The sequence below is a fragment of the Microbacterium pumilum genome (genome assembly GCF_039530225.1).
Classification (GTDB): Bacteria; Actinomycetota; Actinomycetes; order Actinomycetales; family Microbacteriaceae; genus Microbacterium; species Microbacterium pumilum.
This window is the reverse complement of record NZ_BAAAOH010000001.1, coordinates 469,667-482,991: the sequence shown is the minus strand read 5'-3', so window position 1 is coordinate 482,991 and position 13,325 is coordinate 469,667. Positions and strand designations below refer to the sequence as shown.

The 13,325-nt window shown below is 69.1% G+C and carries 11 protein-coding genes; 6 read left to right on the top strand and 5 right to left on the bottom strand.

Annotated elements, in window-relative coordinates; all coding sequences use genetic code 11:
* Positions 1 to 54 precede the first annotated feature (54 nt).
* The 3 genes from lplAB to ABD188_RS02170 are packed head-to-tail and all read left to right on the top strand — an operon-like array spanning position 55 to position 2,968.
* Positions 55 to 1,104 (top strand): lipoate-protein ligase LplAB, encoded by a 1,050-nt coding sequence (gene lplAB, locus ABD188_RS02180; protein ID WP_344058086.1) that lies wholly within the window; start codon positions 55 to 57, stop codon positions 1,102 to 1,104.
* A complete protein-coding gene (locus tag ABD188_RS02175) occupies positions 1,101 to 1,946 on the top strand; it encodes a DNA-methyltransferase (protein ID WP_344058084.1) in 846 nt (281 codons plus the stop codon). Before lplAB ends, ABD188_RS02175 begins: the two co-directional genes overlap by 4 nt.
* A 35-nt stretch (positions 1,947 to 1,981) precedes the next feature.
* Positions 1,982 to 2,968, top strand: coding sequence for an LLM class F420-dependent oxidoreductase (locus ABD188_RS02170; RefSeq protein ID WP_344058082.1), 987 nt, complete (start codon positions 1,982 to 1,984; stop codon positions 2,966 to 2,968).
* Between the two features lie 100 nt (positions 2,969 to 3,068).
* On the opposite strand, the gene ABD188_RS02165 is transcribed toward ABD188_RS02170, so the two are convergent.
* Both ABD188_RS02165 and ABD188_RS02160 read right to left on the bottom strand, forming a co-directional pair.
* Complete coding sequence (locus tag ABD188_RS02165; protein WP_344058080.1) at positions 3,069 to 4,574, bottom strand: carboxylesterase/lipase family protein; 1,506 nt, start codon at positions 4,572 to 4,574, stop codon at positions 3,069 to 3,071.
* On the bottom strand, positions 4,558 to 5,199 hold the full coding sequence (locus ABD188_RS02160; protein WP_344058078.1) for a TetR/AcrR family transcriptional regulator: 642 nt from the start codon (positions 5,197 to 5,199) through the stop codon (positions 4,558 to 4,560). The genes ABD188_RS02165 and ABD188_RS02160 overlap by 17 nt, the downstream gene beginning before the upstream one ends.
* Before the next feature lie 99 nt (positions 5,200 to 5,298).
* Here ABD188_RS02160 and ABD188_RS02155 point away from each other — a divergent pair, with 99 nt between their 5' ends.
* The 3 genes from ABD188_RS02155 (at position 5,299) to ABD188_RS02145 (ending at position 9,923) form a co-directional block, all read left to right on the top strand.
* On the top strand, positions 5,299 to 6,594 hold the full coding sequence (locus tag ABD188_RS02155) for an MFS transporter (protein ID WP_344058077.1): 1,296 nt from the start codon (positions 5,299 to 5,301) through the stop codon (positions 6,592 to 6,594).
* Positions 6,595 to 6,622: 28 nt separating this feature from the next.
* Complete coding sequence (locus tag ABD188_RS02150; RefSeq protein WP_344058076.1) at positions 6,623 to 8,929, top strand: glycoside hydrolase family 3 C-terminal domain-containing protein; 2,307 nt, start codon at positions 6,623 to 6,625, stop codon at positions 8,927 to 8,929.
* 154 nt (positions 8,930 to 9,083) lie between these two features.
* Entirely contained in the window at positions 9,084 to 9,923 is an 840-nt protein-coding gene (locus ABD188_RS02145) for a TspO/MBR family protein (RefSeq protein ID WP_344058074.1), read from the top strand.
* Positions 9,924 to 9,935: 12 nt separating this feature from the next.
* On the opposite strand, the gene ABD188_RS02140 is transcribed toward ABD188_RS02145, so the two are convergent.
* From ABD188_RS02140 to galT, 3 genes are all read right to left on the bottom strand, one after another.
* A complete protein-coding gene (locus ABD188_RS02140; RefSeq protein ID WP_344058072.1) occupies positions 9,936 to 10,772 on the bottom strand; it encodes an alpha/beta fold hydrolase in 837 nt (278 codons plus the stop codon).
* A gap of 196 nt (positions 10,773 to 10,968) precedes the next feature.
* Positions 10,969 to 12,096, bottom strand: coding sequence for a galactokinase (galK, locus tag ABD188_RS02135; protein ID WP_344058070.1), 1,128 nt, complete (start codon positions 12,094 to 12,096; stop codon positions 10,969 to 10,971).
* The gene (galT, locus tag ABD188_RS02130; RefSeq protein WP_344066808.1) at positions 12,093 to 13,205 is read right to left on the bottom strand and encodes a galactose-1-phosphate uridylyltransferase; all 1,113 of its coding nucleotides are present in this window, start codon (positions 13,203 to 13,205) and stop codon (positions 12,093 to 12,095) included. Before galT ends, galK begins: the two co-directional genes overlap by 4 nt.
* Positions 13,206 to 13,325 lie beyond the last annotated feature (120 nt).

The following is a 13,325-nucleotide window of genomic DNA, read 5'->3' as shown; positions in this document are numbered from 1 at the left end:
GCCGAGGGATTCCGTCCGGGCACCCCGCATCCGGCCCCCGTCTAGGCTGACACCATGCACGGCGAATACAAGGTCCCCGGCGGAAAGCTCGTGGTCGTGGACCTCGAGGAGCGCGATGGTCGCATCGCCGACTTCCAGCTCGCGGGCGACTTCTTCCTCGAACCCGACACGGCGCTCGCCGACATCGATGCGGCGGTCTCGGGGCTGCCCGTCGAGTCGGATGTCGCCGCCATCGCCGCGGCCGTGCGTGCCGCGCTCCCCGACGGCGCACAGCTGCTCGGATTCACCCCAGAGGCCGTCGGCACGGCGGTGCGCCGGGCTCTCGTGACGGCGCCCGGTTGGGGTGACTTCGACTGGGAGGTCGTGCACGAGCGACCGGTGTCGCCGCGCATGAACCTCGCCCTCGACGAGGTGCTGACGGGCCGGGTCGGCGACGGGCGACGGCGACCGACGCTGCGGCTCTGGGAGTGGAATGAGTCGGCCGTCGTGATCGGCTCGTTCCAGTCGCTGCGCAACGAGGTCGACCCGGAAGGTGCGGCGCGCCATGGGTTCGACGTGGTGCGACGGATCTCGGGCGGCGGCGCGATGATGATGGCCGCGAACTCGATCGTCACCTACTCGCTGTACGTGCCGGCATCCCTCGTCTCGGGCATGACGTTCGCGGACTCGTACGCGTTCCTCGACGACTGGGTGCTCCAGGCGCTTCGCTCACTCGGGATCGAGGCGACCTATCAGCCGCTCAACGACATCGCCTCGCCGCAGGGCAAGATCGGCGGAGCGGCTCAGAAGCGGCTGGCGAACGGCGGTGTTCTGCACCACGCGACCCTGAGTTACGACATGGACGGCCAGGTCATGACCGAGGTGCTGCGGATCGGGCGAGAGAAGCTGAGCGACAAGGGAACCGTGTCGGCCGCCAAGCGGGTCGACCCGCTGCGCCGCCAGACCGGGCTGCCGCGTGAGGCGATCATCGAGCGGTTCATCGGGACCTTCACGAACCTCTACGGAGCGGTGCCCGGCACCATAACCGATGAGGAATACGCCGAGGCCGAGGCCTTGGTCGAGTCGAAGTTCTCGACCGACGCGTGGCTGCGCCGCGTGCCGTGACCGCGACGGTCGAGATCCATCACGGCGACAACCTCTCCGTCATCCGCGGCCTCGACGACGGTTCGTTCACCCTGATCTACCTCGACCCGCCGTTCAACACCGGGCGGACACGCGAGCGCGCGGTCGAGACGGCGAGTTCCTCCGGCACTGCGGATGCCGCATCCGTCGTCCGCCGCGGGTTCCACGGTCGTGAGTACGAGCGGTTGCGCGGGGATCTGCGCGCATACGATGACCGGTTCGACGACTACTGGGGCTTCCTCGAGCCGCGGCTGGAAGAGGCGTGGCGGCTGCTCGCCGACGACGGCACGCTGTACCTGCACCTCGACTACCGCGAAGCGCACTACGCCAAGGTGCTCCTCGACGCGCTGTTCGGACGTGACAGGTTCCTCAACGAACTCATCTGGGCGTACGACTACGGCGCGAAGACGCGCAAGCGCTGGCCGACCAAACACGACACGATCCTCGTGTACGTCAAGGACCCCGCACGGTACTGGTTCGACTCCGAGGCGGTCGACCGCGAGCCGTACATGGCGCCCGGACTCGTGACGCCCGAGAAAGCCGAACGGGGGAAACTGCCGACCGACGTCTGGTGGCACACGATCGTGCCGACGACGGGTCGTGAGAAGACCGGCTACCCGACGCAGAAGCCCGAGGGCATCCTGCGCCGGATCATCCAGGCATCGAGCCGCCCTGGTGATCGCGTGCTCGACTTCTTCGCCGGCAGTGGCACGACCGGTGCCGTGGCGGCGGCGCTCGGCCGCCACGCGGTGCTCGTCGATGAGAATCCCGAGGCGATCGCGGTGATGAGACAGCGGATGCCGGATGCCACGGTGATCGACTGACCGGTCGGCAACCGCTGCGACCTATGCTGGGGGCCATGCGATTCGGAACCTTCATCCCCCAGGGCTGGCGCCTCGATCTCGTCGGCATCAAGCCGGCCGACCAGTGGCGCGTCATGGCGACGCTCGCGCAGCGTGCTGATGAGGGGCCGTGGGAATCGCTGTGGGTGTACGACCACTTCCATACTGTTCCGGTCGCGACCGAGGAGGCGACGCACGAGGCGTGGACCCTCATGGCGGCGTTCGCGGCGGCGACGAACCGCATCCGCCTCGGACAAATGTGCACGTGCATGGGATATCGCAACCCCGCGTACCTCGCGAAGGTCGCCGCGACGATCGATATCGTCTCGGGCGGCCGGGTCGAGATGGGCATCGGCGGCGGGTGGTACGAGCAGGAGTGGCGCGCGTACGGCTACGGGTTCCCGGAGATCCCGCAGCGCCTCGCGAAGCTGCGGGAGGGCGTCGAGATCATGCATCAGGCGTGGACGACCGGCACCGCGACGCTCGATGGCGAGCACTATCAGGTAGACGGCGCGATCGTGCGCCCGCTGCCGCTGCAGGATGGCGGCATCCCCTTCTGGATCGCGGGCGCCGGCGAGAAGGTCACTCTCAAGATCGCGGCCCAGTACGCGAGCTACACGAACTTCGCCGGCTCGCTCGAAGAGTTCGACCACAAGAGCGGCATCCTGCGCGGCCACTGCGACACGCTCGGGCGCGACTTCACCGACATCACGCGCTCGTCGAACTTCAACACGATCGTCGGTGCGACCGAAGCCGAGGCCCTGGATCGGCTCGCTGCCGTCAAGGCCCGCCTGCTCCCGCTCGTCGGCGAGAAGCGCGCCGACGTGATCGAGCACGATTACCTCACCTCCGACGGCTTCGGCACGGTCGAGCAGGTGGCCGAGCGGCTCGCCCGCCGTGCCCAGCACGGCCTCGGCTACTCCATCCACTACTTCCCGGAGGCTGCGTACGACCATTCCGGGGTCGAACTCTTCGAGCGCGGAGTCATCGCCGCTCTGGCGTGACCCCACCCCCTTTCGCCGTTTACGGACGCGACACGCCGTCGCCCGGGCGAGCGGCGCGGCGTGTCGCGTCCGTAACGGTCAAGGGGCGGGCGGGCGCGGCTCAGACCAGCGCGTCGACGCTCGCGTAGCCGTTTGCCACGACCGCGGGAACCGTGGGGTCGCCGCCGAACACCCGCACCGACTCGAGGTCGGGCGACCACGGCGTCCAACCGGGGTCGCCGTCCCGGACGAACGCGGCGGCGGCATCGTGCACCGCTGCCGCGAGAGCCCGGGGAGGCGCGTCGCCGGCGATCGCGCTGACGCCGTCCGCCTCGAGGCAGTCGAACCAGAACGGCACATCGAGGCAGTGGACCGCCCATCCCATCGTGGGCGACCTGAATGAGAAGCGATATGCCCACGTCGGCGAGTCCGCGTCGGCCGCGGAACGAGTGTGGGCGACCCGTACTACTCCGGTGCGAAAGAGGCGGTCGGTCATGAAGCGTCCGAGCATCGCCGCCGTGCCCTTCGACCGCTGAGCCTTGTTCGCGGCGAGATAGGCCTTCCGCGCCGGGCGATCCAGGCCCATCCTGCCGAGCGCCAGCGAGACCGGGATGAAGCGCAGCTTGCCCTTCTGCCCGTCGGCGATCATCGTGAACTCGTCGTCGGTCGCGCCGAGCACGAGCGGCTTCTCGGCGCCGACGCCCGCCCCGAGCGACTCAAGGGTCGAGCGGGTGATCAGGTCGCCGTCGATCATCGGTCCCCAAGGGAGTCCCTCGTCGAGCAGCGTGCGGACGCCGGCCAGCGGCTTGCCGTCGTCGGCCGATCCGGCTCGCTCCTGCAGTTCGCGCAGACGATCCTCGGGCAGCGAGGCGAATCCCTCGCGCGTCGGCGAGACCTCCGCAAGACCCGCCAGTCGGGCGGACAGCGTTCGTGCCCGCTCCGGAGTCACGTCGCCGAGGGCGCCCGAGAGCGCCCAGACCGCGTGGAACAGGTGCTGGGCCACCGGCATCCCGAGCAGTGTCAGCACCGCTCCGCCACCGGCGGATTGCCCCGCGATGGTGACGCGCGAGGGGTCGCCGCCGAACGCGGCGATGTTCTCGCGGACCCACTCGAGCGCCGCGAGCCAGTCCCGAACCCCGCGGTTCGACGGTGCACCGGGGATATGCCCGAAGCCGTCGAAGCCGAGGCGATACGACAACGAGACGGTCACGACGCCGTCGCGGTTGAACGCTCGGCCGTCATACCAGGGGCTTGCGGGCGATCCGGCGATGTAGCCGCCGCCGTGGATGTACACCAGCACCGGCAGTGATGCCGACGACTCGCCCGGAACGGGCGTGAACACGTTGACGTTCAGCGTGGACTCGCCAGGCACCCATGGCTCGGGGATCAGCGTGATCCCCGAGTCGCCCCGCTGCGCAGTCGCACCGTACTCGACGGCGTCGCGCACGTCGTCCCACGGGTCGGGCGCAACCGGAGCCTCGAACCGGAGGTCGCCCTCCGGCGCCTTCGCGAACGGGATGCCGAGGAACGCGGCCGAAGCCCCGGGCGCGCCGGGTGTGCCGCGCCAGAAGCCGCGCACGGCGCCTGGCGCGATCCTCACGACCGGAGCCTCAGTTGCTGCGATCATCGGTGATCCTGTCTGTCGGGGTGTGGGTGAGCAGATCGAACAGCTGCTCCACGATGGCGGCCATGTCGACCTCGGGTTCCAGCATCCACTGCAGCTGCAAGCCGTCGGCGACGGCCTGGAAGATGCGCGCGAGGACCTCGGGATCGATCTGGTCGGTGATCTCGCCCGACCGGCTGCGTTCGGCGATCACCGACGCGAAGACGGCGCGCAGGTTCTCGCCGCGCTCGATGAAGAAGCGGTGGGCGGGATGCTGCGCATCCGCCGCGTCGACCGACATCTGCGAGTACAGCTGGACGAGCCCGGGAACGTCGCTGTTGTGACGGATGACGGAGACGTAGCCCTCGCGGAGACCGGGAATGGTCGCGTCGTCGAACGCGTCCGTCCCGTAGTGGCGCATGTCGACCTCGTCGCGCTTGCGCACGATCTCGGTGAAGAGCTCTTCCTTGCTGTCGAAGTAGTGGAGAAGTCCCGCCTGGCTGAGGCCCACGGCTTCGGCGAGCACTTTGACGGATGCCCCTCGATACCCCTCGCGCGCGATCACCTCGAGCGCCCGCTCGAGGATCTCCTCTCGCTTCGCCACGCCCTTGGCGTAGGAACCCCGCTGGCCCTTTCGGCTGTCTGCCATAACTGAAGTAAACCGAACAACGCTTGATTTCTCAAAACCAAATATCGTATGGTTTTCGACGAGGGGCCAAGGCGGCTCCGAAAGGAACACCCGACAACGATGTCAGACGCACCTTCCCGCATCGCCGAGCCGATGACGGAGAACACCTTCCTCGCCGAGGCCGCAGGGAACGATGACCCGCCCGCACCCGTGAAGGGTCTCCGCCGCCTGATGTGGTGGATCATCCCCGCGAACCTCGGAATCTTCCTGGTGTGGGGCGCGGTTCCCGGCATCCTGCTCCCGCAGCAGATCGCCCTGCAGTTCGGCGACGAGCAGAAGCTCGCGGTCTACACGGTCGTGGCGACGGTCGGAGCCTTCGCCGCCATGCTCGCGCAGCCCATCGCCGGGCAGATCTCCGACCGCACCCGCTCGACGTTCGGACGCCGGGCACCGTGGATCATCCTCGGTGCGCTCGCCGGGTCTCTGTCGCTCGTGGGTCTGGCGGCCGCGAACTCCGTCGTGGGCATCATCCTCGCGTGGACGCTCGTGCAGATCTGCTTCAACTTCTCGCAGGGTCCGCTGTCGGCGGTCATGCCCGATCGCGTGCCGCTGAAGCGCCGTGGCACGTTCGCGGCGCTGTCGGGCATCGGCCTCATGGTCGGTGCGATCGGCGGCCAGATCGTCGGCTCGATGTTCTTCCACAGCATCACGCTCGGCTACGTCATCTTCGCCGTCATCGCGATCGTGCTGCTCACCCTGTTCATCGTCTTCAACCCCGACTACTCGAGCGCCGAGATGCGCAAGGAGCCCTTCCGGTTCGGCGACTTCGTCCGGACGTTCTGGGTCAACCCGGTGAAGCACCCCGACTTCTTCTGGGCGTTCACCGGTCGGCTCCTGCTCTACACCGGCTACTTCGCCGTCACGGGTCTGCAGCTGTACCTGCTCACGGACTATTTCCATGTCGAGGCGCCGGAAGCGGTCATCCCTCTGCTCGGACTGCTGAGCCTGGTCGGCATCCTCATCTCCACCGCCGTCTCGGGGCCGCTGTCCGACAGGGTCGGCCGCCGCAAGCCCTTCGTCTTCGGCTCGGCGGCCGTCGTCGCGCTCGGTTTCCTGCTGCCGTGGATCTGGCCGGACTTCACGTCGTGGCTGATCATGACGTTCGTCGCCGGGTTCGGCTTCGGCATGTTCCAGGCGGTCGACACCGCCCTGATGAGCGAGGTGCTGCCGTCGGCCAAGTCGTTCGCGAAGGACCTCGGCATCGTCAACATCGCCGCCACGCTGCCGCAGACCCTCGCCCCCGGCATCGCCGGAGCGATCGCGCTCGCGTTCGGCTACGCCGCGCTGTTCCCCGTCGCCATCGTGCTCGGCCTGCTCGGGGCCTTCGCGATCTGGCCGATCAAGGCCACACGCTGATTCCCGTTCCCACGAAAGGATGGTCGACATGACCGACACCACGACCCGCGGGGCAGCCGCCACCGTCGCCGACCTGACCCTCGAAGAGAAGGCATCTCTCACGAGCGGCGCGAGCTTCTGGTACACCAAGCCGATCGAGCGGCTCGGCATCCCGTCGATCATGGTCACCGACGGCCCGCACGGGCTGCGCAAGCAGCGCGGGGGCGGCGACCACCTCGGCCTCGGCGACAGCGTGCCGGCGACCTGCTTCCCGCCGGCGGTGGGCATCGGCTCGTCGTGGGATGTCGACCTCGTCGCGCGCGTCGGCGAGGCGCTCGGCATCGAGACCTCGATCGAGAACGTGGCGGTGCTGCTCGGTCCCGGCATCAACATCAAGCGCTCGCCGCTCTGCGGTCGCAACTTCGAGTACTTCTCGGAGGACCCGATCGTCTCGGGTGTGCTGGGTGCGGCGATCGTGCGCGGCATCCAGTCGAAAGGAGTGGGCACCTCGCTCAAGCACTTCGCCGCGAACAACCAGGAGAACGACCGCATGCGGTCGTCGTCGGATGTCGACCCCCGGCCGCTGCGCGAGATCTACCTCCGCGGCTTCGAGCGCGTGGTCGAAGACGCGCAGCCGTGGACCGTCATGTGCTCGTACAACCGCATCAACGGCGTGTACGCGTCGGAGGACCCGTGGCTGCTGACCAAGGTGCTGCGCGATGAGTGGGGTTTCGAGGGTCTCGTGGTGTCGGACTGGGGCGCGGTCAACGAGCGCGTTCCGGGCCTCGCCGCCGGGATGGACCTCGAGATGCCGTCGTCCATGGGCATCACCGACGCGCAGATCGTGGCTGCGGTGCAGGGCGGCTCGCTGGAGGAGTCCGTCGTGGATGTCGCCGCCGGTCGAGTGCTCGAACTGGTGCGCAAGGCCTCGGAAGGTGCCGGTCGGATCGACGGTCCGCTCGACGTCGATGCACACCATGCACTCGCGCGCGAGGCGGCGGGCCGCTCCATGGTGCTGCTGAAGAACGAGGCCCCTGCGACAGGCTCAGGCACTGTGCTGCCGCTGCAGCGCTACCGCTCCGTCGCCCTCATCGGCGCGTTCGTCGACCAGCCGCGCTTCCAGGGCGCCGGCTCGTCGATGATCAACCCCACGCGCGTCGACGACGTCGCGCTCGAGATCGTCGCGCACGCGAACGAGGACTACGTCTTCCAGTCGCAGGGCTTCTCGATCGCCGTCGACCCCGATCCTGCCGAGGTCGAGCGACTCCGTGCGGACGCCGTCGCGCTCGCCGCGGACCAGGAGGTCGCCGTGCTGTTCCTCGGCCTCCCTGCCCGCCTCGAGTCCGAGGGCTACGACCGCGAGGACATCGATCTCCCGGCCGACCAGCTCGAACTGCTCGATGCCGTGCTCGAGGTCAACCCGAACGTCGTCGTGGTGCTCTCGAACGGCGGTGTCGTGGCGCTGCCCTTCGCCGACCGGGTGCCCGCGATCGTCGAAGGCTGGCTGCTCGGCCAGGCCGGCGGCGGCGCGATCGCCGACGTGCTCTACGGTGTGGTCAACCCCTCGGGCAAGCTCACCGAGACGATCCCGCTGCGCCTCGAGGACACTCCTGCATACCTCGACTTCCCGGGCGAGTTCTCGCACGTCCGCTACGGCGAGGGACTGTTCGTGGGCTACCGCTGGTACGACGCGCGGCACATGGACGTCGCATTCCCATTCGGGCATGGACTCTCGTACACGACCTTCGCGTATGGTCCGGCGACCGCCCAGGTCGGCGCCGACGGTGATGTCGAGGTGCGCGTACCGGTGTCGAATACCGGTGACCGCGCCGGCCGAGAGGTCGTGCAGGTCTACACGTCGCTCCCGGGCGGAGCCGTGCAGCGCCCCGAGCGCGAGCTCAAGGCGTTCGCGTCGGTGGCGCTCGAGGCCGGTGAGAGCCGCGATGTGGTGCTCACGGTGCGCCGCAAGGACCTCGCGTACTGGGACATCCGCACCGACAGCTGGGTCGTTGAGGGCGGTGACTACGATTTCGACGTCGCGGCGTCGAGCCGCGACATCCGTTCGTCGGTGTCCGTGACCGTCGAGGGCGATCCGGTCGCGTTGACGCTGTCGCGCACATCGTCGATCGGCGAGGTCATGGCGCACCCCGTGGTCGGGCCGATCGTGCAGGCTGCCATCGCCCAGATGATGGGCGGCATGGAGGGTGCGACGTCGATCATGCCGGAGGGCGTGGACATGACGAAGATGATGGAGTCGTTCCCGATCGGCCGGGCCGGCATGTTCGCCGCCGGCGAGGGCGGCATCACGACCGAGATGATCGACGGCCTCATCGCGATGGCGAATGCCCCCCAGTAGCGACTGCCGATTACGGACGCGACACGCCGTTCACCGCCGAGGCGGGGCGGCGTGTCGCGTCCGTAACGGTATCGGGGCGGCCGGGGGAGGGGCACGACCGGATCCGCCGTGTCAACCCCGCGTACGCGGACCCCGGCGCACGTACCGTGGTTCCATGACGGAGACCTCGACGACGCGCGAAAAGGATGCCGCGGCATCCACCCCCCTCGATCTGGTCCGTCAGATCGCGGTGATCTCCGCACTCGGCTTCACACTGGTGGCGGTGGCGGTCGGCGTCGGTGGGCTCGGCGGCACGGAGGTGCAGAACTCGCAGGGCGGTCAGCTCTCCGCCCAGGGCTCGTATCTCGCGCCCGCGACGCCCGCGTTCAGCATCTGGTCGGTCATCTACCTGGGGCTCGCGGCCTACGTCGTCTGGCAGGCGCTGCCGAGTCAGCGGGCGTCGGGACGGCAGCGTGCGATCGGGTGGTGGATCGCCCTGACGATCGTGCTCAACGGGCTGTGGCTCGTCGCCGCGCAGCTGCTGACGATCGAATGGACCGTCGTCGTCATCGTGCTGCTGCTCATCGCGCTGTGCATCACGTTCCGCATCTCCGTCGTCACTCGCACGCCCCGCGGCGGCTGGGTCGATGCGCTGCTGATCGACGGGGTGACGGGTCTGCACCTGGGTTGGGTCACCCTCGCCACCGTCGCGAACATCGCCGCCTGGCTCACCGGGATCGTGCCCGAATCGTGGGCGGATGCCGCCTCCGCCTGGGGTCTGGCCGTCCTTGCAGTGGTCGCGGTGATCGGGCTCGGCATCGCCTGGGCGAGCGGATGGCGGGTCGCCCCGGGCATCGCACTCGCGTGGGGACTCTCGTGGCTCGCCGTCGGCCGGTTGACCGGCGACCCGTCGAACCAGGCAATCGGCATCGCAGCCGTCGTCGTCGCCCTGCTGGTGCTGCTCGTGCCGCTCGCGGTCGCGGGTCTGCGCGCGCTGCGACCCCAGGGCGACTAGGAGAGGCTCGGCTCAGGTCGCGAGGAACGCCAGCAGCGCCTCGTTGACCTGGTCGGCGTGGGTCCAGAGCAGGCCGTGCGGCGCGCCCTCGATCTCGACATAGACCGCCTCGGGCAGCAGCTCCTTGAACCGACGTGCGGTGGCGTCGATCGGCAGGATGTTGTCGGCAGTGCCGTGCAGGATGAGCGCCGGCACGTCGATGGCCGGGATGTCGGCGCGGAAGTCGGTCGGCCAGGTCAGCGGCGCGGCGGCGATGGCCGCGTTGCCCATGAGGTTGCCGACCTGCACGCTGGCGTCGACGGCCTCCTGCGAGATCCGCGAGCCGAGATTGTCGTCGAGGTTGTAGAAGTCCGTGTAGAAGCCCGCGAGGAACGCGTAGCGGTCCTGCTTGACCGAGTCCGCGATGCCGTCGAAGAAGTCCTGGGGTCCGGCGCCGTCAGGGTTGTCGTCGGTCTTCAGCAGGTAGGGCTCGAGCGATCCGAGAAACGCCGCCTTCGCGACTCGGGCGCTCCCGTAGCGCGAGATGTAGCGCGCTACCTCGCCGGTGCCCATCGAGAAGCCGACGAGCACGGCGTCATGCAGGTCGAGGTCTTCCATGAGGGCATGCAGGTCGGCGGCGAACGTGTCGTAGTCGTACCCCGATCCTGTCTTGGTCGAGGCCCCGAAGCCACGTCGGTCGTACGCGATCACGCGATAGCCGGCATCCAGCAGTGCGGCCTGCTGCTTGCCCCAGGACTCGCCGTTCAGGGGGAAACCGTGGATCAGCACCACAGGCTGGCCCGATCCCTGATCGGTGTAGTAGAGGTCGATGTCTGCCGAGTTCTCGGTACCGACGATGATGTGCGCCACGGTCGCTCCTTCTGGGTACGGTCGGATGCCGCAGCCCACCTTCGACGTTAGGACGGCGTCTCCGTTCGCGCGAGGGCTTGACGCCTCCGCACCCTCCGCTTACGGACGCGACACGCCGCGCGCCCTCGGGGTGAGACGGCGTGTCGCGTCCGTAAACGGCAGGGAAGGGGCGCGTGATCGGGAGGAAGCGGCCGGGTCAGTCGCGGCCGGCGCCAGGGGACGGCACCACGGTGAACATCGTGGGGGCGGTGAACCCGGATGCCGCGAAGGCAGCGGTGACGGCGTCCTTCACGTTCTCGACGAGGTCGTGGGTGACGAGCGCGATGGCCGCTCCGCCGAAGCCCCCGCCGGTCATGCGCGCGCCGACGGCACCCGCGGCCAGCGCCGCGTCGACCGCGGTGTCGAGCTCGGGGACCGAGATCTCGAAGTCGTCTCGCATCGACACGTGCGACGCGACGAGGAGGTCGCCGATGGCGGCTGGTCCGTCCTCGCCGAGCACGCGCACCGTGTCGAGCACGCGCTGATTCTCGGTGACGATGTGTCGCACCCGGCGGAACGTGACGTCATCCATCAGCTCGGCCGCCCGGGGCAGATCGTCGACCGACACATCCCGCAGCGCCGGCACGCCCATGATCGAGGCGCCGAGTTCGCACGACGCACGGCGTTCGCCGTAGCCGCCGGTGGCGTGGGAGTGCTTCACGCCGGTGTCCATCACGAGCAGCTCGAGGCCGGCGGCGGCGAAGCCGAGGTCGACCACCGTCGCCTCGAGCGATCGGCAGTCCAGGAAGATCGCCGCATCCGCTCTGCCGAGCATCGACGCCATCTGGTCCATGATCCCGGTCGGGGCTCCCACGGCCTCGTTCTCGGCACGTCGGCCCACCTGGGCGAGCGTGACGCGATCGAGCCCGAGGTTCCAGGTGTCGTTGAGCGCCGAAGCGGTCGCGCCCTCGATCGCCGCCGACGAAGAGAGGCCGGCGCCGACAGGCACCTCTGACGTGAACCGCAGCTCGACGCCGGGGGCGGCATCCGGGCTCGCCTCGGCGGCGTGGAGCAGGGCCCAGGCGACGCCGAGCGGATAACGCGCCCACTCCGCAACCTCGTCGCGTCGTGCCGGGAAGAGCTCGTCCAGGTCGTCGAGCGCCACCTCGATGGCGTCGTCGTCGAACGAGGACGAGACGCGGATGACGCGATCGTCCCTCGGTGTCAGTTCGACGTGCGTGCGGTGCTGGATCGCGAACGGCAGGACGAACCCGTCGTTGTAGTCGGTGTGCTCGCCGATGAGGTTGACACGGCCGGGCGCCGACCAGGTCTGCGGGGTGCTCACTCGGTCACCTCCGGAATCGATGCGACCGCATCTCGCAGGCGCGCGGCGGAGGTCTCGGGTGGGATGTCGCCGATCCACGCGCCCATCGCGGCTTCGGATCCGGCGAGGAACTTGAGCTTGTCCGCAGCGCGCCGGGGCGACGTGAGCTGAAGGTGCAGACGTGCGGTGTCGCGGCCGCGGTGAACGGGCGCCTGATGCCAGGCGGCGATGTATGGCGTGGGGGAGTCGTAGAGCGCGTCGACTCCGCGAAGCAGGCGCAGGTAGAGCGGTGCGAGTTCGTCGCGCTCCTCCGGCGTCGTGGCGGCGAGGTCGGGCACGTGGCGGTGAGGCATCAGGTGTACTTCGAGGGGCCAGCGGGCGGCGAACGGCACGAACGCGGTCCAGTGCTGGCCGGTCAGGATGACGCGCCCCGATCCCTGCTCGAACTCGAGGATGCGCGCGAAGAGGTCAGGCCCCTCGCGGTCGATCGAGGCGAGCAGGCTCATCGTCCGCGGGGTGATGTACGGGTAGGCGTAGATCTGTCCGTGGGGGTGCGCGAGCGTGACGCCGATCGCCTCGCCGCGGTTCTCGAACGGGAACACCTGCTCGACGCCGGGAAGGGCGGACAGCGCGGCGGTACGGTCGGCCCACGCCTCGATGACGGTGCGGGCGCGCGTGCGGGACTGAGTGCCGAACGAGCCGGAGTGCTCCGGGCTGAAGCACACGACCTCGCAACGGCCGACCGAGGTGCGGGTGCGCCCGAGCCCCGGAGCGTCGAGGTCGTCGAGACCCTGCGGGGCGTCGGCGCCGGACGGAGCGTCGCCCTGCGCGGCGGCGAGGGCGGGGCCGAACGAGGGGGACTTGTTCTCGAAGACGGCGACGTCGTAGCGGGACGGGATCTCGGACGGGTTCGTCGGCGTCTGCGGTGCGAGCGGGTCCAACTCGGCTGGCGGCAGGAAGGCACGGTTCTGGCGAGCTGCCGCGATCGAGACCCAGTCTCCGGTGAGCGGGTCGCGGCGCATCGTCGCGGTCTCTGGTCGCGCGAAGGCTTCGCGAGCGTCGACGGCGCGGTCGGGGCCGAGCGTCGTGTCGGGATCGTCGTAGTAGATCAGCGCGCGTCCATCGGCCATGCGAGTCGTGCGCTTCACGACGCCGGCGCCGAGTTCCTCGAGTTGAATATCCGCAATGTTCACGTCAACACGGTACCGTGACTGCCGTGGTAACGTCAACATCAACGGCACATGCGGAGT